This window comes from Variovorax sp. PBS-H4 (genome assembly GCF_901827205.1).
Classification (GTDB): Bacteria; Pseudomonadota; Gammaproteobacteria; order Burkholderiales; family Burkholderiaceae_C; genus Variovorax.
Genome location: NZ_LR594675.1, coordinates 3,841,237 through 3,865,141 on the forward strand (window position 1 = coordinate 3,841,237; position 23,905 = coordinate 3,865,141).

Consider the following 23,905-nt stretch of genomic DNA (forward strand, 5'->3'; position numbering starts at 1 on the left):
AGCGCATGAACAGCACCTCTCTTCGCTACGACGCCCCCGCCCTCGCCCGCTACGCGGCGCAACTCCTGCAATGCGCCGGCCTCGCCGAGCCCATGGCCCGCACGGTGGCCGACACGCTGGTGCAAGGCGACCTGCTCGGCCACGACACGCATGGCCTCGCGCTGCTGGCAGGCTACGTGAAAGAACTGGAATCCGGTGCGATGCGGCGCGAAGGCGCGCCGCTCGTGGTCTCCGACCGGCCGGCGGCCGTGCTGTGGGACGGCCAGCGCCTGCCCGGCCCCTGGCTGGTACACCAGGGCCTGGACCTGCTGCTGCCGCGCGCCCGCGAACTGGGCACCGCTTCCCTGGTCATCCGGCGCAGCCATCACATCGCCTGCCTCGCGGCCTACCTGCTGCGTGCGCTCGAAGAAGACATGCTGCTGGTGCTGGCCTGCTCCGACCCCAACACCGCCAGCGTCGCCCCCTTCGGTGGCACGCAGGCAGTGTTCACGCCCAATCCGCTCGCGCTGGGCTTCCCGATCGCCGGGGGCGGCGTGATGGTGGACATCTCCGCTTCCATCACCACGAACGGCATGAGCAACCGCAAGCGCCAGGCCGGCGAAATCTTCGACGACGAGGTGCTCATCGACGCGCGCGGCCGGCCTTCGAAAGACCCGTCGGTGCTGTTCGAACAGCCGCCAGGCACCCTGCTGCCGGTGGGCGGCCAGACCCATGGCCACAAGGGCTACGGCCTGGCGCTGCTGGTCGAATCGCTCACCGGTGGGCTGGCCGGCCATGGCCGGGCCGATCCCCCCGAGGGTTGGGGCGCGACGGTGTATCTCACGCTGCACGACCTGAGCGCCTTCGGCGGGAAGGCGGCCTTCCTGCGCCAGATGGACCACATCGCGGCGCAATGCCGCACCAATCCGCCCGTGGATGCCGCAAGGCCGGTGCGGCTGCCGGGCGAGCGCGGCCTGCAGCGGCGCGCCGAACAGCTTGCCGACGGCGTGCGCCTGGCGCCTTCGATCGCGCCTTCGTTGCAAGCTGCCGAGCAGCGCTATGGCCTGAAGCTGTCCGACGCGCTGCGCTGAAGCCGCAGGCTCAAAGCGCCGCGCCCAGGCGCGCGATGCCTTCCTCGATCTTCTCGACGTTGGCGGTGGCGAAGCTCAGCCGCAAGGTCGCCACGTCGGGCTTCTCGGCGAAGAAAGGCGCGCCGGGAACGAAGGCCACGCCCTTCTCGATCGCGCGCTGGGCGAGCACAGTGGCATCGGCCAGCTTGCCGCCCGCCCCCGTCAGCCGTGCCCAGAAGAACAACCCGCCGCCCGGCTGCGTGAAGGCAACCGCATCACCGAGCTCGCGCTTCAGCGCCGAGCCCATCGCGGCCGCGCGCTCCGCGTAGACCTTGCGCACGTTGGCCAGCGTGCCGGGCATGCGCCCGCTCTTGAGGTACTGCGCGGCCGTGGCCTGTGCGAAGGTGCTGGTGTGGGCGTCGCTGAACTGCTTGCACATCGTTGCCTTGGCCAGCAGCTCGGGCGGCGCGATCATCCAGCCGATCCGCAGGCCCGGGCTCAGCACCTTGCTCAGGCTGCCGCAGTGCACCAGGCGCTCGCGGCTGCCCGGAACCTCGTTCGTGAGGGACATGAGCGAAGGCGGCGGCGCCTTGCCGAAGTAGAGATCGCCGTACGGGTCGTCTTCCACGACCACCGTGTCGTGCTTCACCGCGAGCTCCAGCACCTTCCTGCGGCGCTCGAGGCTGAGCATCGCGCCGCTCGGGTTGCCGAAGGTGGGGATCAGGTAGACGAACTTGGGCTTGTGCTCGACGATCAGCTGCTCCAACCGGTCGACTTGCACGCCGTCGGCGTCGACGGGCGCGCTGATCAGCTGCGCGCCGTAGAGGCGAAAGCACTGGATCGTGGCCAGGAAGGTCGGCCCCTCGACGATCACCTTGTCGCCGGGCGAGATGAGGGTCTTGCCCAGCAGGTCGAGGGCTTGCTGGCTGCCGGTGGTCACGATGAGCCCGTCGGGCGCAACCTCCACGCCCTTGCCCTTCATGAAAGCCGAGAGCTGCGTGCGCAAGGGTTCGTAGCCCTCCGTGGCGCCGTACTGCAGGGCCCCGCCGGGCTCCTCGGCCAGCGCCTTGGCGCTCGCTTCCTTCAGCCCCTCGACATCGAACATCGCGCTGTCCGGGAAGCCGCCCGCAAAACTGATGATGCCGGGCTTGCCCAGCAGCTTGAAGAGTTCTCGAATGGCGGAGGTTTCGACGTTGTCGAGGCGGGTGGCGAATTGCATGGGAACCTGCTGCGATGGACGGAAGGGCTGCCATTGTCGCAAGTTCGGTGCGGGCCGCCACGACACATACACTGCCGCCCACGATGAAAAAAGAAGCGATCGAACCCTTCTTCGCCACCCTCCAGGCTGCCAACCCCGAGCCCGAGACCGAGCTGGAATACAGCACGCCCTTCGAGCTGCTGACCGCCGTGCTGCTGTCGGCACAGGCCACAGACGTGGGCGTGAACAAGGCCACGCGCAAGCTGTTCCCGGTCGCGAACACGCCGCAGGCCATCCTGGACTTGGGGATCGAAGGCCTCGAGGGCTACATCAAGACCATCGGCCTGTACCGCAGCAAGGCGAAGCACCTGATGGAAGCCTGCCGCATGCTGCTCGAGCGGCACGGCGGAGAAGTGCCGCGCACCCGCCCCGAACTCGAGGCGCTGCCCGGCGTGGGCCGCAAGACCGCCAACGTGGTGCTCAACGTGGCTTTCGGCGAGGCCACCATGGCGGTGGACACGCACATCTTCCGCGTCAGCAACCGCACCGGCCTGGCGCCGGGCAAGACGCCGCTGGAGGTCGAGCTCAAGCTGGAGAAACGCGTGCCGCCAGCCTACCGGCTGCATGCGCACCACTGGCTGATCCTGCATGGCCGCTATGTTTGCGTGGCGCGCAAGCCCTTGTGCTGGAAGTGCGCCGTCGCGCCTTACTGCGACTACAAGCCGAAGACGCCTCCGCCCTGAGCCTGCGCCGCATTGCCGGTGCTGCGCTGATGGCGGAGACCTCAGTCAGGGAGCTGGATTCCCCGGCGCTCGCGCATCGCGCGCCCGATTCGCTGCAGCTCTTCGTCGCTCAACAGGCGCGCGGCCATTGGCAGGAGTTCCTGCTCTTCACGCTCCATATGCCGCTCGTACAAGCGAGCCAGCGTTTCCACATCGTCCGGATCGAGCGGCACGGTGCGCCCCGCGGCAATCTGCTCGAGCACGGCGCGCACCTGCAGCCAACGTGCCTCGATCTCGCGGTGCTCGGCCACGAGGCCTTGAGTCATCTCGCGCAGGCACACCGGGTCCGACCCGGCCATCGACTCGACGAGCGCGGGGAACAGATCCTGCTCCTCGTCTTCATGATGATGCTTCGCCGCGGTATCGAAGTACCGCATCACAGCGGCTGCCGCGGAACGCGCGTCCAGGTCCGCGCCGTGGCGGGCCATGTGCGGGACCAGCCGTCGCAACGTCGCACACTGGTGCTCGATGCGCCCATGGCAAGCGGAAAGCATCTCCAGCGGCACCTCGAAGCCGCCGGTCGGCAGGGAACGGTCGGGCGTGGTCATGGCAATGGCCCCTGTACCTTTCAAGAGCCAAACATATCACGCCGTGACATTTCCGTCCCTCGCGCTTCCTCCACGACCACGCACTCGCCGAACGCGATCGGCTGCGATGGCCATTGGTCGGCGCGCTCGGCGCAGCGCAGGCCATCGCGCAGCAGCCACACGGTGCGGATCACGCCGGCATGGGTGATCCACAGCGCGTCGCGTCCTGCAGCGCGCCACGCGTCGAAGGCCTCGCCCACGCGACCCATGAACTGGCGGGTGCTCTCGCCGTGGCCTCCCGCGCGCGCGTCGGCAAAGGCGCCGGTCCAGGCCTCGAACTCGGCGCGCGCGATGCTGCGCCAGTCGAGGCCTTCCCAGGCGCCGAAATCCATCTCGGCGATGCGGGGATCGACGCGCAGCGGCAGCTCCGGCCGCAGCGCGGCGATCGCCTGCGCCAGCAACTCGCAGCGCTGCAGGGGCGAGCTGACCAGCTCGATGCCGGCAGCCAGCGATGGCCCGATGCGTTCGGCAATGGCGCGTGTTGCGTCCGCAGGCACGCTCACGTCCGTGCGGCCGTAGCAGGAGCCGGCCGCCGCCGTGGTTTCGGCGTGGCGAACGAGGCCCAGCTTCATGTCTGCCAGGCGAGCGCCAGGTAGATGGCCAGTTCGCACAGCTGCTGGGTGGCGCCGAGCCCGTCGCCGGTGAAGCCCTGGAACCGGCGCGCGAGCAGCCACGCCATGTAGGCCGCACCGAGCACGCAGGCGGCAAGCGCCGCCACGGCCTGGAGGAGCGGCTGCGTGAACAGCAGCAACAGGACGGCCGGCAGCGCATACAGCACGCCCACCAACAAGGCGCCGCTGCCGATCGCATCGGCCAGCGGTTTGGACTTGCTCGCCGCGCCCTCGTCACCGACATAGGGCAGCCGACGAATGAGGAACAGCGGCGCCAGTCGCGACAGGACATGCGCGCCCATCAACGCAGCGGCGGCGCTCATCGCGCCCTGCCCCGCCAGCACGGCCAGCAGCGCGATCTTCAGCCCAAGTGCCAGCACCAGTGCGAGCGCCCCGAAAGCCCCGATGCGCGAGTCCTTCATGATCTGCAGCGCACGCGCGCGGTCCGCCGAGCCGCCCAGGCCATCGGCCAGGTCGGCCAGTCCATCCTCATGGAAAGCCCCCGTCAGCAGCACGGTCGCGATCGTCGACAGCAGCGCCGCCGCCAGCGCGCCGGCCATGCCGGGAAGGCCCGATTGCGCCAGGAGGAACACCCCTGCCGCTACCGCGCCGACGAGCCAACCCACGCCCGGAAAATGCGCCGCGCTGGCGCGCAGCATGGCGGGACTGAAGCCCACCCAGGCCGCCAGCCGCCCCGTCACCGGCACGCGCGTGAAGAACTGGAGCGCCAGCAGGAAATGGCGCACGCCGTGCATCAACCCTCCCGCTGCGACACGCCGGCCGACTCGAAGCTGGCCATCTCGCGCACGATGCGGCAGGCCGATTCCAGCAGCGGCCAGGCCAGTGCGGCCCCCGAACCTTCGCCCAGGCGCAGGCCGAGCTTCAGCAAGGGCTCGAGGCCGAGCGCTTCGAGCAGCAGGCGATGGCCCGGCTCGGCCGACTCGTGCGCCGCCACGCAGCGCTGCACCACATGCGGCCGCAAGCACGTCGCCACCAGCACTGCCGCGCCGGCGATGAAGCCATCGACCACGATCACCCGCCGCTCCTCGGCCGCCTGCAGCACGGCGCCGACGAGGGTGGCGATCTCGAAGCCGCCAAAGGCCGCGAGCGCGGCGAGCGCGGAACCCGCATCGGAGTGCAACGCCAACACCTCGCGCAGCAACCCACGCTTGCGTGCGAGCCCGGCGGCATCGAGGCCGGTGCCGCTGCCGGTGCAGAGATCGATGTCCAGCCCGGCCAGCCGCGCCAGCAGCAGCGAGGCTGCCGAGCTGTTGCCGATGCCCATCTCGCCCAGCAGCAGCGCGTTGCCCGGCAACTCCCGGACCAGCGCCATGCCATGGCCGACGGCCTCTTCGCATTGGGCGCGACTCATGGCCGGACCGGCCGAAGCATCGGCGGTGCCCGGCGCGATCTTGCGCACCCGCAGACCCTCTCGCGCCTCGAAGTCATGCCGCACGCCGCAGTCCACCACCGTGAGCGCCAGCCCGTGCTGCCGTGCCAGCACGCTGACGGCCGCGCCGCCGGCGAGGAAGTTCTCGACCATCTGCCAGGTCACGTCGCTCGGGTAGGCCGAGACGCCGCGCGCCGCGAGGCCGTGGTCGCCTGCGCACACCAGCATCTGCGGCGCCGACAGTGCGGGCGCCTCGCTGCCGAGGACCAAGCCCAGCCGCAGGCCCAGGGCTTCAAGCCGGCCCAGCGCGCCGAGCGGCTTGGTCTTGTGGTCCAGCAGGTGCTGCAGCCGCGCGGCGAGCGCGGCGTCGTCGATGTCCTCGACGGCGGGAAGTTCAAGCGTCATTCGATCAGGGAGCGCAGCGCGCCCGCTTCAAAGTGGGTATCGATGTGGTCGGCGAGGCCGTCGAACACGGCCTCGAGCGTACGCGCCCTCGCGCCGAACAGTGCCTGCAGCACGGCCGCGTCCTCGAACAGGCCATGCAGGTACAGGCCCAGCACGTTGCCCTTCGCGTTCTGCCATGCCAGGTCCTCGGCCATCACGGCCTCGGCGCGATCACCGGCCGCTGCCATGGCCGGATGCGGCGCGGTGCGGCCGTGGTGGATCTCGTAGCCGTGCATCGTCACGCCCGACAATGCGGCCCAAGGCCCCTTCAGCACGCCGAAGCGCGCCGTGCGCAGGCGTACGGTCTTGTCGGCCTCGAACATGGTGACCAGGGGGAGCAGTCCCAGTCCGGGACCATTGCCATCGACCCCGTGCGGATCGATCAGCGCCTCGCCGAGCATCTGCAGCCCGCCACAGATGCCGAGCACGGCACCGCCACGCGCCGCATGGTCCGCCACGGCGCGGTCCAGCCCCTGCGTGCGCAGCCAGGCCAGGTCGCCGCTGGTGTTCTTGGAACCGGGCAGCACGACCCAGTCGGCGCCGGCCAGCTCGGCCGGGCTGCGCACCCAGCGCAGCCGTACGCCGGCCACGTTCTTGAGCGGCTGGAATTCATCGAGGTTGCTGAGGCGCGGCCAGGCGATGACGGCCACCGTCAACCGCACTTCGCCGGCGGCCGTGCTGCGCTCGTCGAAGACACCGTCTTCCTCGGGCAGCCCGTGCTGCCACCACATCGGCAAGGTCGCGAGGGTCGGCACGCCCGTCAGCGCCTGCAGCCGCTCGGGCGCGGGCGCGAGCAGCGACGCATCGCCGCGAAACTTGTTGAGCACGAAGCCGGCCAGCCGGGCGCGGTCCGCCTCGGGCATCAGGGCCCAGGTGCCGTAGAGGTGCGCGAAGGCACCGCCGCGATCGATATCGGTCACCAGCAGGCAAGACGCCTCGGCATGCCGTGCAACGCGCAGGTTGACGATGTCGCTGTCCATCAGGTTGATCTCGGCCGGCGAGCCGGCGCCTTCGATCACCACGATGTCGTGCTCGGCCCGCAGTTCGTCGAGCGCGCGGGCGAGTTGCGGCCACACATGCTCGCTGCGCCCGCGCCACGGCAGGGCCGACAGCTCGGCGCTCACCTGTCCCATCAGGACCACCTGGCTGTGCGTGTCGCGCTCGGGCTTGAGCAGCAAGGGATTCATGCGCACGTCCGGCTCGGTGCCTGCCGCCAGCGCCTGGAAATACTGTGCGCTTCCGATCTCGCCGCCCGCCACCACGCGCGCGTTGTTGCTCATGTTCTGGGCCTTGTACGGTGCCACCTTGAAGCCCTGGCGCGCATACCAGCGGCACAGCGCGGTGGCCAGCCAGCTCTTGCCGGCACCGCTGGTCGTGCCCAGCACCATGACGCATCGGGCCTGGTTGTTGCGCCCTCGCTCTTGATTCATGCGGGAATTGTCGTCGACGCCTGCGCGCGACGACCTGGATCTGGGCGCGAGCGTCAGACTGTCCAATCACCGCCAAGCGCGCGAATCAGGCCGACCGTTGACTGGTACTGCGCGGACCGCACCTGGAGCGCCTGGCGCCGGTTGCGCAGCTCGCTGCGACGCGCATCGAGCAGGTCGAGCTGGCTGATGTAGCCGTTGCGATAGCGCGTGTCGGACAGTTGCGTCGCGCGGCTCGCCGAGGCGACCGCCTTGGCCTGCACCTCCGACTGCGCCCCGAGGATGCGCAGCGAGGACAGCTGGTCTTCGACGTCCCTGAAGGCCGTGAGCACCTGCTCGCGGTAGCTCGCGAGCGCGCCGTCGAGCTGGGCGCTGGCGCCCTGCACGCCGGCCTCGCGGCGGCCGCCGTCGAACAGCGGCAGCGACAGCAACGCGCCGATGCCCCACGAGCGCGCGGACCACTTGAACAGGTCCCCGATCTCCGACGAGGCATAGCCGCCGCCGCCGGTGAGCGCGATGTTGGGGAACCACGCCGTCTGCGCCACGCCGACGCGCGCCTGCGCCGCCAGCACGCCCTTCTGCGCGGCCGAGACGTCGGGCCGGCGCGTGAGCACGGTGGCCGGCACGCCTGCGGGGATGCTGGGCAAGGCGGTGGCCCAGCTGTCGGGCTTCATCTCGAAGCTGGAAGCCGGCTCGCCGGTCAGCACCGCAAGCGCGTGCTCGAGCTCGGCGCGGCGCCGGTCCAGCGTGAGCGCCTCGGATTCCGTGGAGGCCATCTCGGTCTCGACCCGTGCCACGTCGAGCTCGGCGATATCGCCGGCGCGGTGGCGCTGCTGCGTCAGGCGCAGCGTGTCGCGGTAGGCCTCGACGGTCTCGCGCACCAGCTGGCGCTCGTCGTCGAGGGCGCGCAGCGCCAGGTAGGTCTGCGCGGTCTCGGCCTGCACCAGCAGGCGCGCGCTCTGCAGCAGGCCGGCACGCGACTCGGCGTCGAGCCGCGCTGCATCGCTGGCCTTCGAGAGACGCCCGAACAGGTCGAGCTCGTACGAGAAGTCCAGGCCCGCGTTGATCAGCGTGGAAGGCGTGGTGCTCTGGTTGCGGTCCAGGCCGCGCTGCCGGGTTGCGCCGGCGCCGAGGCCGATCTGGGGCGAGCGATCGGCATCGGTGCTGCGCGCCAGCGCGCGGGCCTCTGCCAGCCGCGCCGCCGCCACCTGGATGCTGTTGTTGGCCGCGTCGGCACGGGCGACCAGGGCGTCGAGCACCGGGTCGTTGAAGGCGCGCCACCACTCGCCGCGCGGCTGTGCCTCGGCGGGCGTGGCGCGGGTCCATTGGCCCTCGGCCGGCGCGGCGGCCTGCTCCTTGAACTGGGCCGGCGCCTGGAAGCTCGGCGCTTCCGGGGTCGCAGTGGCACAGCCGGCCAGCACCAGGGCCGCCATGAGCGGCGCCAGCGCTGTGCGCCAGGGCCGGGTGAAAGTGCTTCGATCGAGTTTCATGATCTGCTTTCTTGCAATGAGGCCTCGGCCATCAGTCGTGCGTTTTGAGGGGCGCCGCGGGCTGGGGATGCAGGCCACCGCCACCGCCCGCGCCGGAACCGCTGTCGTGAGGGGCGCCGCCATGCGGCGCCGCCGGATGCTGGGCCGACACGAAGCTGTTGTCGTCCGCCAGGTGCGGCACCTCGCCATGCAGCTTGAGCGGGCGGTTGCCCGTGAGCCTGCGCAAGGCGACGTAGAACACCGGCGTCAGGAACAGGCCGAAGGCCGTCACGCCGATCATTCCGGCGAACACCGCCACGCCCATCGCCGAGCGCATCTCGGCGCCGGCACCGGTTGCGAGCACCAGCGGCAGCACACCCATCACGAAGGCCAGCGAGGTCATCAGGATCGGGCGCAACCGCAGGCGGCTGGCCTCGATGGCGGCCTGTATCGGCGTTCGGCCGGCAAATTCGAGCTCGCGTGCGAACTCCACGATCAGGATCGCGTTCTTCGCACTCAGGCCCACCAGCACGATCAATCCGATCTGCGTGAAGACGTTGTTGTCGCCGCCGGAGATCCATACGCCCGTCATCGCGGCCAGGAGGCCCATCGGCACGATCAGGATGATCGACAGCGGCAGCGTCAGGCTCTCGTACTGAGCGGCCAGCACCAGGAACACCAGCAGGATCGCGAGCGGAAACACCAGCACCGCAGAGTTGCCGGCCAGGATCTCCTGGTAGGTCAGCTCCGTCCATTCGTAGCTCACGCCCTTGGGCAAGGTCTCCGCGGCAATGCGCTCGATCGCGTCCTGCGCCTGCCCTGAGGAGAAGCCCGGCGCAGGTGCGCCGTTCACATCGGCCGAGAGGTAGCCGTTGTAGCGCATCGCGCGCTCGGGGCCGAAGCTCGAATTCACCTTCATCAGCGCCGACAGCGGCACCATCTCGCCCGTGCTCGAGCGCACCTTGAGCAGGCCGACGTCCTCGGCACGTGCACGGTAAGGCGCATCCGCCTGCACGCGCACGGTGTAGGTGCGGCCGAACTTGTTGAAGTCGTTCGCATACAGGCTGCCGAGGTAGATCTGCATGGTGTCGAAGATGTCCTGGACCGGCACGCCGAGCTGGCGCGCCTTGGTCCGATCGATGTCGGCATAGAGCTGCGGCACATTGACCTGCCAGCTGGTGAACATGCCGGTGAGCTCGGGCGCCTGGCGCGCCTTGGCCATGAAGGCCTGCACCGCGGCGTCCATCTGCTCGTAGCCGACCGAGCCGCGGTCTTCCAGTTGCAGCTTGAAGCCTCCCGTGGTGCCCAGGCCCGCCACCGGAGGCGGCGGGAACATCACGATGAAGGCATCCTGGATGCCGGCGAACTGCTGGTTGAGCTGGCCTGCGACGGCACCGCCGCTCTGGTCGGCGCGCTTGCGCTCGGCAAAGGGCTTGAGCGTCGCGAACACGATGCCCGAGTTCGAGCTGTTGGTGAAGCCGTTGATCGACAGGCCCGGGAAGGCGATCGCGTCCTCGACGTTCGGGTTCTTCTTGGTGATCTCGCCCATGCGCTGGATCACCTCTTCCGTGCGATTCAGCGTAGCGCCGTCGGGCAGCTGCGCAAAGCCGATGAGGTATTGCTTGTCCTGTGCCGGCACGAAGCCGCTGGGCACCGCCTTGAAGAGGCCGAAAGTCACGGCCACCAGCGCCAGGTAGACCACCAGCATCACGGTCTTGCGCGAGATCACGCCCTTGACGCCGCCGCTGTACGCCTCGGCGCCGCGGTGGAAGAACCTGTTGAAGCCGCGGAACAGCCAGCCGAGCGCCCGATCCATGCCGCGCGTGAGCGCGTCCTTCGGCTCGTCGTGGCCCTTGAGCAGCAGCGCGGCAAGCGCGGGCGACAGGGTCAGCGAGTTGATCGCCGAGATCACGGTCGAGATCGCGATCGTGACGGCGAACTGGCGGTAGAACTGCCCGGTCAGGCCGCTGATGAAGGCCAGCGGCACGAACACCGCCACCAGCACCAGCGCGATCGCGATGATCGGCCCCGAGACCTCGCGCATCGCGCGGTAGGTGGCCTCGCGCGGCGTGAGCCCGGCCTCGATGTTGCGCTCCACGTTCTCGACCACCACGATGGCGTCGTCCACCACGATGCCGATCGCCAGCACCAGGCCGAAGAGCGACAACGCGTTGATGGAAAAGCCCAGCACATGGAGCACCGCGAAGGTGCCGATCACCGACACCGGCACGGCCAGCAGCGGGATGATCGAGGCACGCCAGGTCTGCAGGAACAGGATCACCACCAGCACCACCAGCAGGATGGCCTCCAGCAGCGTATGCACCACCGACTCGATGGAGGCGCGAACGAACTGCGTCGGGTCGTAGGCGATGCGGTATTCCACGCCTTCCGGCATGTTCTTGTTGATCTCGTCCATCGTCTTGCGGACGTTGGCCGAAATGTCGAGCGCATTGGAGTTCGGCGCCTGGAACACGCCGATGCCGACCGCGTTGTCGTTGTTGAGCAGCGAGCGCAGCGAATAGTCGGCCGAGCCGAGCTCGATGCGACCGATGTCGCGCAGCCGGGTCACGGCGCCGTCCGCACCGGTCTTGACGATGATGTCGCCGAATTCCTCTTCGCTCTGCAGCCGCCCCTGGGCGTTGACGGACAGCTGCATGTCCACGCCCGGCAGGCCCGGCGAGGCGCCGACCACGCCGGCCGCCGCCTGCACGTTCTGCCCGCGGATCGCCGTGACCACGTCGCTGGGCGAGAGGCCGCGCTGCGCGACCTTCTGCGGGTCGAGCCAGATGCGCATCGAGTAATCGCCGCCGCCGAAGATCTGCACCTGGCCCACGCCCTCGATGCGCGCCAGCCGGTCCTTGACGTTGAGCACCGCGTAGTTGCGCAGGTAGGTCATGTCATAGCGGTCGTTGGGCGACACCAGGTGCACCACCATCGTGAGGTCGGGCGCGCTCTTGACGGTGGTCACGCCCAGTCGCCGCACTTCCTCCGGCAGGCGCGGCTCGGCCTGCGAGACGCGGTTCTGCACCAGCTGCTGCGCCTTGTCGGGATCGGTGCCCAGCTTGAAGGTGACGGTCAGCGTCATCACGCCGTCGGTGGTCGCCTGGCTGCCCATGTAGAGCATGCCTTCGACCCCGTTGATCTGCTCCTCGATGGGCGTGGCGACGGTTTCGGCAATCACCTTCGGATTGGCGCCCGGGTACTGCGCGCGCACCACCACCGACGGCGGTGCGACCTCGGGGTATTCCGAGATGGGCAGGCTGCGCAGGGCGATGAGGCCCGCGATCAGCATCAGCAGCGAGAGCACGCCCGCGAAGATCGGCCGATCGATGAAGAACTTCGATAAATTCATGATGTTGTTTTCCTCGGGGATGCCACCTTCATTCAGGCACTCAGGACTTGGCGGCCGTGGCCACGCGCTGGGACTGCGCGTCGGCCTTGGCTTCCATGGTCACCGTCTGCGGCGCCACGAGCGCGCCCGGACGGATGTGCTGCAGGCCGTTGACGACCACACGCTCGCCCGCCTTCAGGCCCTTGGTCACGACGCGCAGGCCGTTGACCGACGCACCCAGCGTCACTTCACGCCACTCGGCCTTGTTGTCCTCGCCCACGACCATCACGAACTTCTTGTTCTGGTCGGTGCCGACGGCGCGCTCGCTCACCAGCAGCGCCGTGTCGTTGCGGGCCTGGCCCATGCGGATGCGGGCGAACTGGCCCGGGATCAGCGTGCCGTCCTTGTTGTCGAAGGCGGCGCGCACGCGCACCGTGCCGCTGCGCGCGTCGACCTGGTTGTCGATCAGCTGCAGCCGGCCCTCGTAAGGCGTGCCTTCGAGGCCGGCGGTGCCCATCTGCACCGGGATGCCGTCGAGCTTGCCCCGCGCGCCGGCGCCGGGCGGCAGGTCTTTCAGGGCCTTGACGACCACCTGCTCGTCGGCGTCGAAGCTCGCGTAGATCGGGCTGACCGACACCAGCGTCGTGAGCACCGGAGCGCCAGGGCCGGCGGCCACCAGATTGCCCACGGTCACCTCGAGCCTGCCGATACGGCCGGACACCGGCGCCTTCACCTGCGTGTAGCCCAGGTTCAGGCGCGCGCTCTGCAACTGGGCCTGCGCCGCGCGGAGGTTGGCCTCGGCTTCGCGGCCGGCGTTGACGCGCTCATCGAACTCGCGCTGGGCAATGGCCTTGTCGTCCCACAGGCGGCGGGCGCGTTCCTGCTCGCTGCGCGTGAAGGCCGCGCGCGCCTGGGCCGAAGCGACCTGCGCTTCCGCACGCTCGACCTCGGCTGCATAGGGCGCGGGATCGATCGTGACCAGCAGATCGCCCTGCTTCACCAGCGAGCCTTCGCGGAAATGCACCGCCAGCACCGCGCCGGCGACACGGGAACGCACGTCGACGCGCTCGACCGCTTCCAGCCGGCCGGAGAACTCATCCCACGTGTTGACTTCGGTAGGCGCCACGACGGCCACCGACACCGGCGTGGCGCGCGGCGCGGCGACTGCGGGCGCATCGTTGGCCTCGGCCTTGAAGCTCGGCAGCCCGAGCAGGACCGCGGAAGCGATCGCCACCAGGGCGGTGACGCCGGTCACGGCAGGCCAGATACGGCGGCGGACATTCGACTGCTTGTTGTTGGTTTGCATGATGAAGCTCCTCGTTGAGATGACTTTTGGAAAACAACTGGCCAGCCCGCTGCCCGTAGGCAGCAGGAAGGCGAAATCCGGCACCACCGGACAAGCCGGCGGACCCAGGAAGATTCAGAAAAAAAGGTTGACCGGCGAAACCGGCTGGTACCTACGCCGGGGGAGGCACCGGCGGCACCGTGGAAGCGAAAAATGCGCGCAAATGCCCACCCACTGTCTCCGTGCACGCGCAATCCCCGAAAGCGGGGTCATACAACTCGTCGGGACATTTCGCGGCCGAAGGCAGCACCGCCTTGGTCACCGAAATGCCCGCTGACTGCAAACGCTGCGCGAAGCTCAAGGCCTCGTCGCGCATCGCGTCGTCTTCGCCCACCAGCACCAGCGCAGGGGCCAGCTCGGCCAACCTGAGCGACGCGCCGGGCACGGCGTAGGGGTGCGTCGCGTTCATCGGGCAGCTCAGGTATTCCTGCCAACCCGACGCCCAGCGGCAGCGGGCATCGTCGCCCGTCGCCTGGCGCAGCGACAGCGTGCCGGCACACGGGTCGAGCATCGGCGACAGCAGGATCTGGCCGGCCAGCGGCGGGTGCGCGCGGTCGCGGGCCATCAGTGCCACCGCGGCCGCCAGGTTGCCCCCGGCTTCTTCACCGGCCAGGTACACACGGGCGCCCTTGCCGGCCAGCTTGACGCGCTGCTTGTAGAGCCACTCCAGCGCGGCGAAGCCTACTTCGATCGGTTCGGGAAAAGGCTTCAGCGGATAGGCCAGCGACAGCACCACCGCGCCAGCCGCCGCCAGCAGCCGCGCAACGTTGTGGCCGCGGTCCAGGTCGCCGCAGACGAAGGTGCCACCATGGAAATAAAGTACCAAGGGCACCGCCGCGCCCTTGACCTTCTGGCCATAGAGGCGTGCCTGGACCGGCTCGCGCTCCGGCAGCGGAACGCTGACGTCGACCTCCGTGCCCGGCGCAGCAGCGACCGCCGGTGCCGGTGCGGCTTCAGCAGAACGCGGAATGGGGCGGGATGACATTGGCACAACCTCAGTGGGTGGACGATGGGTTGAATATTAAGGGCCTCATTGGCCGGCACAACGGGTGGGTGGCCCTCACTCTGTTTCCAATCGGCTAACAATCCGCTAAGACACTGCATGTGAGAATCCGCCCCCACCCGCCTTCGCGGGTTTTTCCCTAGGAGCATCAATGGACCAGGTCCAGGCCATGCGGATCTTTGTCCGCGTCGTGGAAGCCGGCACCTTCACCCGTGCCGCCGATTCGCTCGGGCTGCCGAAGGGCACCGTCACGAAGCAGATCCAGGCGCTGGAGTCCCGCCTCCACGTCAAGCTGCTGAACCGTACCACGCGGCGCGTGACCGTGACGCCGGACGGCGCCGCCTATTACGACCGCACGGCGCGCCTGCTGAACGACCTCGACGACATCGAGGCCAGCATGACCAACGCGCAAGCCAACCCGACCGGGCGGCTGCGCATCGACGTGGGCTCGTCCACGGCGCGCCTGATCATCTTGCCGGCGCTCGCCACCTTCAGCGACCGCTATCCCGACATCCAGCTCGACCTGGGGGTCAGCGACCGTCCCGTCGACCTGATCACCGACAACGTGGACTGCGTGATCAGGGCCGGCGATTTGACCGACCAATCGCTGGTGGCGCGGCGCATCGGCACCCTGGAATTCGTGACGGTGGCGTCGGCCGGGTATGTCAAGCGCTACGGCAAGCCGGAGCACCCGTCCGACATCGAGAAGCGACACCATGTCGTGAGCTACTTCGCGGCCGGCTCGCGCAGGATCTATCCGCACGAGTTCCACAAGGACGACGAGCACATCGAGATCTCGGGCCCCTACCGCGTCTCGGTCAACGAGAGCAACGCCCACCTGGCCGCCGTGTTGGGCGGCTTCGGGCTTTCGCAGTGCATCACCTTCATGGCCGATCCGCATATCGAGAGCGGCGAGCTGGTGGAACTGCTGCCCGAATGGACCCGGGCGCCGCTGCCTGTGCATGTGGTGTACCCGCCCAACCGGCACCTGAGCGCCAAGGTGCGGGTGTTCGTGGACTGGGCGGCTGATTTGTTCGCGAAGAATCCGAAGCTGCAGCGGCGCTGAGCTTGCGTACTGCCTCAGTCATCGCCATGGAGCCGCGCCTCCCAGGCGCCGCGCGTCCGATGAGGCACTACTGCGAACGTGCACGCGCCCAGGTTTGGCCCAGCGCCGCCTGGCTGGCCGGCGGCAGCACGGCCAGCCGCACATGGCCCGGCAGCCCGAAGGAACTGGCATCACGCAGTTGAATGCCGGCCTCGCGCAAGGCTTCCGAGCGCGGCGCATTGGACGCATCGGGCCGGGCACAGAAGTAGTTTGCGACGCTGGGCAGGACGGACCAGCCCAGCGCGGTGCACAGCGCCTGCTGCTCGCGCTTCCAGCTGCGCAGCTGGCCGCGGCTGGCGTCGAGCCAAGCCTGTGTCTCGGCCAGCGTCCACGCTTCGAGCAGCGCTACGCCGTGCGCGCCCAGCGGCCAGGAAGGCGCGAGCCGGTCCAGTCGCTCCGGCAGACCTGATGCATCGCTGGGGGCGATTGCATAGGCCGCCCGGACACCCGTCAGTCCCAAAGCCTTGTTCGGCGTCCACATCTGCCAGACGCGATCCCGCTGCGCGGCGCCGAGTTCAAGGCAGCCTTCGAGGCGCAGGGGTTCGTACGCCAGGTCGAGCACGCAGGTGCCGGAGTCCTCCACCGCTTCGACAAGTGCCGCAAGATCCCGCTGGACCTCGCCCAACGGGCTGGAAGGATCGCAGCACCACACGAGCGCATGGCCTGTCGGCGATTCGGGTTCGCGACGCACGTCGAGCCCCCAGGCTGCGGCCGCGCGCGCGTAGTCACCGTAGGCGTGCCGCGGCAGCCAGACCGCGCGGCCGCCCTGCTGCGCCGCGGCAGCCGTGATTCGCGCAATGAATTCGCTGGCGCTCGCGGCGATCACGATGCGCTCCGCGGCCACGCCATGGAAGCGGCCCAGCGTTTCGCGCAGCGCGGTGTAGCGCGGGTCGGGATAGCGGGCCGCATCGACTTGCGCGAGCGCCTGGACGGCCATCGGACAAGGACCGCAGGCATTGGCATTCGTCGAGAAGTCGTGCGGCACGGGCCCGCGGGCATCAGGGCCGCCGTGCAGGGCTTGTTCGTCGAGCTTCATGGATGGCCCCATGCTGAAGGAAGCAGGAGTGCGATCGCCGCCAGGGCCGCAGCCATCCAGGCGACTCGCGCCCCGAGCGTCGCCGCGCGGCGGGTGTCGGCGGGAGTGGCCTGTCGGCCCCCTGCATTCAGCACGTAGACACCGGGCTTGGCGAGGCGCACTCCGAGCAGCAAGGCGATGGCGGCCATGGGCCAGCCGCTGTTGGGGGATGGGGTGCGGCGGGCTTCGCCGGGAAGCGATTGGAGCACCTTCGCCCCATCCCTCTGCCGCACGCGGAAGGGGGAGCAAGACAGGGCGAGCAGCAGCGCGGTAAGGCGCGCAGGCAGCCATGAGAGCACGTCGTCCACGCGTGCAGCCCACTTGCCGGCCCATTCCCAGTCGCGGCCGCTACGTTCGCCGCGGTAGCCCCACATCGCATCGGCCGTGTTGGCAAAACGATAGAGCGCCGCGCCGGGCAAGCCCAGCAGCAGGAACCAGAACAGCGGCGCGACCACCGAGTCGTTGAGGTTCTCGGCCAGCGACTCGATGGCGCTTTCGCGCACTGCGACTGTGTCGAGCGCGCGAACATCGCGGCTCACGAGGTGCGCGAGCCGGTTGCGCCCCTCGGCCAGCGAGCAGGCCAGTGCCGCCTCGACCGCGAGTACCTCGTCGCGCAGCATGCGCCAGGCGAGCAGGGGCTTGAGGGCGAGGCCGAGCAGCAGCGCCGCAGCCCAGTCCGGCAGGCGAGCGGCTGCGGCGCTCAGGGCAGTGGCGGCAAGGACGACGGCCGCGCCGCCGGCGCACCAGGCGAGCGCTCCGGCGGCGAAGGGGCCGAACCGGCGGGACGATGCGGCATCGATCGGAGGCGCGACAAGGCGGCCGGCCCAGGCGAGGTAGCGGCCCATCCAGACGACCGGATGCCAGCGCGCTCGCGGTTCGCCCAGCACGCGGTCGATGGCCAGGGCGAGGACCAGGGCTACGGCGTGAGCCAGCGCAGCGCTGCCCCCACCCCAGCCCTCCCCCGGAAGGGGAAAGAGCCAGAGCCAGGGCATGTCAGTCTTCGATGCCGCGCTGCGCCGGAATGCCCGCCTTGAAGGCATGCTTGACCATCTGCATCTCGGTCACCGTGTCGGCCAGCTCGACGATCTCGGGCGGGCAGCGGCGGCCCGTCAACACCACATGCACCTCGCGCGGGCGCGTGCGCAAGGTCTCCAGCACTGCGTCGAGCGGCAGCCAGCCGTAGATCAGCGGATAGGTGATCTCGTCGAGCACGACCAGGAAGTGCTCGCCCGCGAGGATCGCCGCCCTGGCCTTCTCCCAGCCCTCGCGCGCCAGCTGCGCCGAGTGCTCGAGGTCCTGGCTCTTCCAGCTGAAGCCGTCGCCCAGTCCCTCGATGGGAATGCCGAGCTGCTCGAACATGCGGTGCTCGCCGAAGCGCGCGCTCGGCACCTTCATGAACTGGAAGATCTTCACGGCCTTGCCGCGTCCGTGCGCGCGCAACGCCAGGCCGAAGGCGGCCGTGCTCTTGCCTTTGCCGTCGCCGGTGTTGACGATCACCAGGCCGCGGCGTTCGCCCTCGGGCTTGTCGTACGGCTTCTCGCTGGGCGGGGTTTCGATCTGCATGGGTTCTCCTTGTGGATGTTCAGCGCGGCAGGGCGATCCATTGCCCCGCTACCCGGTGCACCACGACGCGCCCGCCGAACACGGCCTGAAGGGCCTGGTGGGTGGCCGGGTCCTCGCAACCGCCCTGGTGCAGCACGCGGCCTGCGGCCATGACCACCATGGCATCGGCCGCGAGCGCGACGTTGAGCTCGTGCAGCACGCTGATGACGGTGCGGCCCTCGGCCACCAGTGCGCGTGCGAGCGCCATCCAGTCGGCCTGGTGCGGCGGGTCGAGGTTGGCCAGCGGCTCGTCCATCAGCAGCAGCTCGGCCTCGACCGCGAGCGCGCGCGCCAGCAGCACGCGCTGCCGCTCGCCGCCCGACAGCTGGCCCAGCGGACGATCGCGCCAGTCCCAGGCCTGGGTGCTGCGCAGCGCGCGCTCGACAGCCGCGCGATCGGCCTCGGTGGGCGCCGCCAGCCAGCGCTGGTGGGGCAGGCGGCCGAGCATGGCGACGTCGTAGACCATCAGGTCGTCGGCGCTGCCCTCCCCCGCCCCGCCCTGTCCCAGCCAGGACAGCCGCCGGGCACGCGCGCGGCCCGACAAGGCAGCGAGCGGCTCGCCGGAGATGCGCACTTCGCCGCGATGCGCCAACAGCCCGGCAAGCGCCTTGAGCAGCGTGGACTTGCCGGCACCGTTCGGGCCGACGATGCTGGTCCAGCGACCGGCAGCGAGTGCAAGGTCGATCGCGTGCAGCACCTCGACCCCGCCCAGCGCAGCGCTCACTTGCTTCGCCTCCAGGGCGGCCGTCATCGGAAGCCGCCTCGTGCGTTGCGCCGGTGCATGAGCCACAGCAGGTAGCTGCCGCCGAGCACCGCCGTCAGCACGCCGACCGGCAGTTCCTGCGGCGCGATCAGCCAGCGTGCCAGCAGGTCCGCTGCCATCAGCAGGAGGCCGCCCATTGCGGTGGACAGCACGAGCAGCCGGGCGTGCGTGGTCTTGACGGCAGAGCGCACCAGGTGCGGCGAGGCCAGGCCGACGAAGGCGATCAGCCCGGTCTGCGCCACCGCGGCGCCGGTGGCCAGCGCCAGCACCGCCACCAGCGCCGCGCGCATCGCGCCCAGCGGCAGGCCCAGGCTGGCCGCGGTCGCCTCGCCCAGCGCGAGGCCATCGAGCAGCGGCGCAAGCATCCACCCCAGCAGCAGGCAGGCCGCGCCCAAGGCGCCCATGACCGCGCAGGCGCTCCAGCCGACCAGCCCGGTGCTGCCGAGGATGAAGCCTTGCAGCGCCTGCAGGATGTCGGCCGATGCGATGGCGATCAGGTCCTTCAAGGCGCCCAGCACCACGCCGACGATCACGCCCGCCAGCAAGAGACGCAGCGTCTGCTGCACGCCGCGGGCGAGCAACAGCGTCAGCATGACCGCCAGCACCGCGCCCAGAAAGGCCGCCCCGGTCAGCCCCAGGCGCACGACCCATTCGGTGCTGGTTGGCGACACGCCGAACATCGCCAGCGCCACGGCCACGCCCAGCGAGGCACCCGAGGCGCTGCCCAGCAGGTAGGGATCGGCCAGGGGATTGCGGAACAGCCCCTGCGCCACGGCCCCCGCCAACCCCAGCAGCGCGCCCGCAAGCCAGGCGCCGAGCGTGCGCGGCACGCGGATGTCCCACACGATCTGCGCCGCCACCGGGTCATGCCGGGCCGCCAGCACGCTCTCGAAGCCTGTGCTGCCGATGCCGGCCCCCAGCACGAGCAGGCCCGCGCCCAACACCAGCAAGGCGATGCCCAGCGCCAGTGCGCGGCGATGTTCGCTCCTCACTCGCCGGCGCCTCCGGGCGCCTTCTCCCGCAGGCAGCGCGCCATCAGGCCCGCGGCCTCGCCCATGCGCGGGCTCGGACGCACCAGCACGTCGGACTCCTCGGCGTTGAAGCGGCAGATGCGACCCTCGCGCACGGCGCGGATGCCGGACCATCCCGGCCGCCGCTCGAGCCCTTGGGCACTGCGTGCCCCCACCATGATCAAGTCCGGATCGGCGCGCACCACATACTCGGGATTGAGTTTGGGGAATGGCCCCAGCGAGGCCGGCACGATGTTCCTGACGCCCAGCCTCGCGAGCGTCTCGCCAATGAAGGAGCTCTCGCTCGCCGCATACGGCGCGTTGTTGACCTCGAAGTACACGCGGGTACGCGCCATACCGGCCGGCAGCGACTGCGCCGCGGCCGAAACGCTGGCATCGATGGACTCCCACACGCGCCGGGCATCGCCTCTGCCCAGCACCTGCTGCAGGGAGTCCAGCACGCGGCGCACATCCGAATGGCTGCGCGGCTCGAGCACCAGCACCTTGAGGCCGAGTGCCTCCAGCCGCTGGGTGACCCGCGAGGAGGCCGCGAGCAGCACCACGTCGGGCTTCAGCGCCACGATGGCCTCGACGTTGGGGTCGATGCCGCCGCCGAGTTGCGGCAGCGCACGCACTGCCTCCGGCCAGTTCGAATAGCGGTCGACGCCGACCAGCCGGTCGCAGGCGCCCAAGGTGCAGACCGACTCTGTCAGCGAGGGCAGCAGCGTCACGATGCGCTGCGGCGGCTGTGGCAAGTCCACGCCCACGCCGCGCTCATCGGTCACGATCACCGCATGGGCCGCGAGTGCGCACAAGGCCAGGAGGCCGGCGAACAGGCGCTTGGCAAGCGCGATCACAAGAGACCCTTCGGCTTCAGCGTCATGCATCGTCCGAGCGGCAGTGTGTCGGTGCGGCTCATGAGGGCTCCTTCAGGCATAGTGGCAGGCCCGCTGCCATCAGCGTCACACGCTCGCAGACAGAGGCGACTTCCTGGTTGAGCCGGCCCAGCGCATCGACAAAGGCGCGCGTCTCGCGGCCCATGGGAACCACGCCGAGGCCGATCTCGTTGCTCACCAGCAGCACCGGTCCTCGGGCGTCGTGCAGCGCGTGCAGCAGCGCCGCTTCGGCATCGACGACGCAAGGCGCTGCGGCGCCGGCGGTGTCCGGAGGCATCAGCAGATGGGTCAGCCACAGTGTCAGACAGTCGACCACCACGAGCGTGCCGGGATCGCTGTGCCGCGCCAAGGCGGGGCCGAGCTGGACGGGCTCCTCCACCGTCACGAGCCCGGGCACGCGCCGTGCCCGGCCCTCGCGGTGGCGCGCGATGCGCTCGCGCATCTCCTCGTCATGCGCGGTCGCGGTTGCAATCAGGACGGCGCGGTGCGCCGGACCGCGCGCGAGCCATTCGGCCGCCCGCAGCTCGGCGCGGCCCGACTTGCCGCTGCGCTGGCCACCGAGGACCAGCTCTCGCGACCTGCGGTTCACGACTTCGGTTGCCACCGCAGCGTCAGGTAGGCCGCGCGTCCGCGCTGGTTGTAGCCATAGACGGTCTCGTAGTTCACATCGCTGAGATTGGTGATGCGGCCTTGCACGGTCCAGTCCTTCGACAGCTTGTATTCGCCGTGAAGATCCACGGTGGTGAAGTTGCCAAGCCGCATGGTATTGCGCGTGTCGTCGAAGCGCCGGCCCACGTGCAGGGCCGAGGCGCCGAACTTCCAGGGACCGACTGCGTAGTCGACGCCGAGCGACGCCTGGTTCTTCGCGCGGCGCGGCAACTGCGCGCCGGTGAGCTCGTTGCGCGGGTCGAGCGAATCGACACTCGCATGCACCGTCCATGGCCCGAACTGGCCGTCGTACCCCAGCGTCCAGCCTTCGATGCGCGCGCGCGGCACGTTCTCCGGTCGCGTGGTGCTGGTGATGAAGCCGGTGATCCTGTTGTCGTAGCGCACCAGCTTCACGCTGTGGCCGTCCTGGCTCCAGGTGATGCCGACGTCGGTGTTCCTGCCCTCCTCCGGCCGCAGCGCAGGATTGCCGAAATCCGGGTAGTAGAGCTGGTTGAATGAAGGTGCGACGAAGCTGGTGCCGTGCGATGCATGGACGCGCCAGTTCGGCGAAATACGATAGCCATAACCGGCGAACCAGGTGTTGCTGTTGCCGAACTGCGAATTCTCGTCGTGCCGCGCATTGACCTGCCAGCTGTGGTTGCCGGCATTTCCATTGAGGCCGACGAAGGCCGAGTCGATGTCGCGATCGGTGACGGTGTATCGCGTGTCGCTGTTCACCTCTTGCGTGCGTCTTTCCAGCCCGGCCAGCACCGTACCGATCGGCGTCGCGATGTCGTTCTGCCAGAGATACTCTTTCTGCGTGGTCTCGAACAGTCCCGGCATGTTGAACGGGTCTGCAACGATGTTGCGGGTGTAGTCGCGGCTCTGCGCATAGCGCAGCTGCGTCTTCCACGCGGATGTCACCGTGCCGCTCGCGCCGATGTAGGCAGTCTGCGTTCGCACGCGGCTGCGCGTGTCCCAGTCCGGGCCATCGTCATAGTGGTTGATGCCCTCGGAATACAGCAGGCCGCTGTCGATCTTCCAGTCGTGATTGATCTGGAACCCCAGCGAGGCGTTGAGCGCGCTCTGCGCGAACGGATCGCGGTCAGGGTTGAAGTTGCCGAAGGGCACCTTGCGGTTGGTCGAGGAGAAGCCCTTGTCGACGGTGCGCTGCGCGTCGAGCGAATAGGTCAAGGGCCCCGAGGCGCCGCTGAAGCCGCCGGTGATCTGCTTGTAGCCTTCGCTGCCGAGGGTGGTCGACGCGCGCGGGCTGAACGGCAGATCGCCGGACTTGCCCTTGCGCGTGAAGATCTGCACCACGCCGCCGACGCCGTCGCTGCCGTACAGCGCGGAGGCCGGGCCCTTGACGACCTCGATGCGATCGATCATGTCAACGGGAATGTTTTCCCATGCCGGGGTGCCGAGCGTGGCCGAGCCATAGCGCACGCCGTCGATCAGGAGCAGCGTGTGCCGCGCTTCGGCACCGCGGATGAATACGCTGCTGGCCTTGCCGGGGCCGCCATTGGCTGCGATCTGTACGCCCGCCACGCGCGCCAGGATCTCCGGCAGCGTGCGGCTGGCCTGCTGCTCGATCTGCGCGCGGTCGATGACGACCGTGTCGGACAAGAGTTCGTCGGCACGCGTCGGCGTGCGGGTGGCGGTCACCACCGTCTCGGCAAGTATGGGACTGCCTTGTGCGAGGGCTGGAGCGCCAGTAAGGCCGGCCAGCGCTGCGGCGATCGGGAAGGCCAGGACACGCGGCCCAGGGACAAGTCGCGCCGAGCCGCAACCATCGGCATGCGCGGAAGAAACGTTGGAAGTCATCATGAAGACACGAGAGAGCAATGCCCGTCACCGGCTTCCCCGCCGGTGCTTGGGCGTCATGGCTGCCGCGTGCTCGCGCATGCGGGCAGCCGCCTCGTTGGCCGGTATCCGGGCTGGCAGCACGCCCCCGCCGCCTTCCCAGGCACCTGTTTCAGGGCGCCCAGTGGCTTGTTGACGAGAGTGGCACCGAGGGGTGCCGGCTGTTTGACCGTTGCGGGGGCAGCGCAGGCTGGCTCGGCCCCGAGGGGCTTCGACTCCTGCTTCCCGTTGAACTGCGCCGCGTGAACCACGGCGCGAGCACCAACGCGGCGGATTTTATGTGTAAATGCGCGCTTGGCCGGAAACT

Annotated in this window: 21 protein-coding genes and 1 riboswitch; of the genes, 3 read left to right on the plus strand and 18 right to left on the minus strand. The window is 69.5% G+C overall.

The window, feature by feature from the left end; all coding sequences use genetic code 11:
- Positions 1-5 precede the first annotated feature (5 nt).
- Positions 6-1,070 (plus strand): Ldh family oxidoreductase, encoded by a 1,065-nt coding sequence (locus E5CHR_RS18190; protein ID WP_162581138.1) that lies wholly within the window; start codon positions 6-8, stop codon positions 1,068-1,070.
- Between the two features lie 10 nt (positions 1,071-1,080).
- Here E5CHR_RS18190 and E5CHR_RS18195 read toward each other — a convergent pair whose 3' ends face one another.
- Positions 1,081-2,268, minus strand: coding sequence for an aminotransferase-like domain-containing protein (locus tag E5CHR_RS18195; protein WP_162581139.1), 1,188 nt, complete (start codon positions 2,266-2,268; stop codon positions 1,081-1,083).
- Between the two features lie 83 nt (positions 2,269-2,351).
- On the opposite strand from E5CHR_RS18195, the gene nth reads away from it, so the two are divergent.
- Entirely contained in the window at positions 2,352-2,990 is a 639-nt protein-coding gene (gene nth / locus E5CHR_RS18200; RefSeq protein ID WP_162581140.1) for an endonuclease III, read from the plus strand.
- A gap of 41 nt (positions 2,991-3,031) precedes the next feature.
- Here nth and E5CHR_RS18205 read toward each other — a convergent pair whose 3' ends face one another.
- The 9 genes from E5CHR_RS18205 to E5CHR_RS18245 form a co-directional block, all read right to left on the minus strand.
- Positions 3,032-3,577 carry a hemerythrin domain-containing protein gene (locus E5CHR_RS18205; protein ID WP_162581141.1) on the minus strand — a complete coding sequence of 182 codons (546 nt, stop codon included), beginning with the start codon at positions 3,575-3,577 and terminating at the stop codon, positions 3,032-3,034.
- Between the two features lie 20 nt (positions 3,578-3,597).
- On the minus strand, positions 3,598-4,188 hold the full coding sequence (locus E5CHR_RS18210; protein ID WP_162581142.1) for a histidine phosphatase family protein: 591 nt from the start codon (positions 4,186-4,188) through the stop codon (positions 3,598-3,600).
- On the minus strand, positions 4,185-4,982 hold the full coding sequence (locus tag E5CHR_RS18215) for an adenosylcobinamide-GDP ribazoletransferase (protein ID WP_162581143.1): 798 nt from the start codon (positions 4,980-4,982) through the stop codon (positions 4,185-4,187). The genes E5CHR_RS18210 and E5CHR_RS18215 overlap by 4 nt, the downstream gene beginning before the upstream one ends.
- The gene (gene cobT / locus E5CHR_RS18220; RefSeq protein ID WP_162581144.1) at positions 4,982-6,022 is read right to left on the minus strand and encodes a nicotinate-nucleotide--dimethylbenzimidazole phosphoribosyltransferase; all 1,041 of its coding nucleotides are present in this window, start codon (positions 6,020-6,022) and stop codon (positions 4,982-4,984) included. The genes E5CHR_RS18215 and cobT overlap by 1 nt, the downstream gene beginning before the upstream one ends.
- Entirely contained in the window at positions 6,019-7,491 is a 1,473-nt protein-coding gene (locus tag E5CHR_RS18225; RefSeq protein ID WP_232062109.1) for a cobyric acid synthase, read from the minus strand. Before E5CHR_RS18225 ends, cobT begins: the two co-directional genes overlap by 4 nt.
- 53 nt (positions 7,492-7,544) lie before the next feature.
- Positions 7,545-8,978 carry an efflux transporter outer membrane subunit gene (locus tag E5CHR_RS18230; RefSeq protein ID WP_162581145.1) on the minus strand — a complete coding sequence of 478 codons (1,434 nt, stop codon included), beginning with the start codon at positions 8,976-8,978 and terminating at the stop codon, positions 7,545-7,547.
- 31 nt (positions 8,979-9,009) lie between these two features.
- Complete coding sequence (locus E5CHR_RS18235; RefSeq protein ID WP_162581146.1) at positions 9,010-12,309, minus strand: efflux RND transporter permease subunit; 3,300 nt, start codon at positions 12,307-12,309, stop codon at positions 9,010-9,012.
- 40 nt (positions 12,310-12,349) lie between these two features.
- Positions 12,350-13,594, minus strand: a complete 1,245-nt coding sequence (locus E5CHR_RS18240) for an efflux RND transporter periplasmic adaptor subunit (protein ID WP_162581147.1) — start codon at positions 13,592-13,594, stop codon at positions 12,350-12,352.
- A gap of 151 nt (positions 13,595-13,745) precedes the next feature.
- Positions 13,746-14,618, minus strand: a complete 873-nt coding sequence (locus tag E5CHR_RS18245; RefSeq protein WP_162581148.1) for an alpha/beta hydrolase — start codon at positions 14,616-14,618, stop codon at positions 13,746-13,748.
- Between the two features lie 169 nt (positions 14,619-14,787).
- Here E5CHR_RS18245 and E5CHR_RS18250 point away from each other — a divergent pair, with 169 nt between their 5' ends.
- A complete protein-coding gene (locus tag E5CHR_RS18250) occupies positions 14,788-15,702 on the plus strand; it encodes a LysR family transcriptional regulator (RefSeq protein WP_162581149.1) in 915 nt (304 codons plus the stop codon).
- Between the two features lie 67 nt (positions 15,703-15,769).
- Here E5CHR_RS18250 and E5CHR_RS18255 read toward each other — a convergent pair whose 3' ends face one another.
- Genes E5CHR_RS18255 through E5CHR_RS18290 form a run of 8 tightly spaced genes read right to left on the minus strand, consistent with a single transcriptional unit; the run spans position 15,770 to position 23,400 of the window.
- Positions 15,770-16,777, minus strand: a complete 1,008-nt coding sequence (locus E5CHR_RS18255; RefSeq protein WP_162581150.1) for an aminotransferase class I/II-fold pyridoxal phosphate-dependent enzyme — start codon at positions 16,775-16,777, stop codon at positions 15,770-15,772.
- Positions 16,774-17,808, minus strand: coding sequence for an adenosylcobinamide-phosphate synthase CbiB (gene cbiB / locus E5CHR_RS18260; RefSeq protein WP_162581151.1), 1,035 nt, complete (start codon positions 17,806-17,808; stop codon positions 16,774-16,776). The genes E5CHR_RS18255 and cbiB overlap by 4 nt, the downstream gene beginning before the upstream one ends.
- A 1-nt stretch (position 17,809) precedes the next feature.
- Positions 17,810-18,379, minus strand: a complete 570-nt coding sequence (cobO, locus tag E5CHR_RS18265; RefSeq protein ID WP_162581152.1) for a cob(I)yrinic acid a,c-diamide adenosyltransferase — start codon at positions 18,377-18,379, stop codon at positions 17,810-17,812.
- A 19-nt stretch (positions 18,380-18,398) separates the two neighbouring features.
- Positions 18,399-19,169, minus strand: a complete 771-nt coding sequence (locus E5CHR_RS18270; RefSeq protein WP_162581153.1) for an ABC transporter ATP-binding protein — start codon at positions 19,167-19,169, stop codon at positions 18,399-18,401.
- Complete coding sequence (locus tag E5CHR_RS18275) at positions 19,166-20,173, minus strand: FecCD family ABC transporter permease (protein WP_162581154.1); 1,008 nt, start codon at positions 20,171-20,173, stop codon at positions 19,166-19,168. The genes E5CHR_RS18270 and E5CHR_RS18275 overlap by 4 nt, the downstream gene beginning before the upstream one ends.
- On the minus strand, positions 20,170-21,078 hold the full coding sequence (locus tag E5CHR_RS18280; RefSeq protein WP_162581155.1) for an ABC transporter substrate-binding protein: 909 nt from the start codon (positions 21,076-21,078) through the stop codon (positions 20,170-20,172). The genes E5CHR_RS18275 and E5CHR_RS18280 overlap by 4 nt, the downstream gene beginning before the upstream one ends.
- Positions 21,079-21,106: 28 nt before the next feature.
- Entirely contained in the window at positions 21,107-21,691 is a 585-nt protein-coding gene (locus E5CHR_RS18285) for a bifunctional adenosylcobinamide kinase/adenosylcobinamide-phosphate guanylyltransferase (RefSeq protein WP_232062110.1), read from the minus strand.
- Positions 21,673-23,400, minus strand: coding sequence for a TonB-dependent receptor domain-containing protein (locus E5CHR_RS18290; protein ID WP_232062111.1), 1,728 nt, complete (start codon positions 23,398-23,400; stop codon positions 21,673-21,675). Before E5CHR_RS18290 ends, E5CHR_RS18285 begins: the two co-directional genes overlap by 19 nt.
- 241 nt (positions 23,401-23,641) lie before the next feature.
- A riboswitch (cobalamin riboswitch) is annotated at positions 23,642-23,879 on the minus strand.
- Positions 23,880-23,905: the final 26 nt, after the last annotated feature.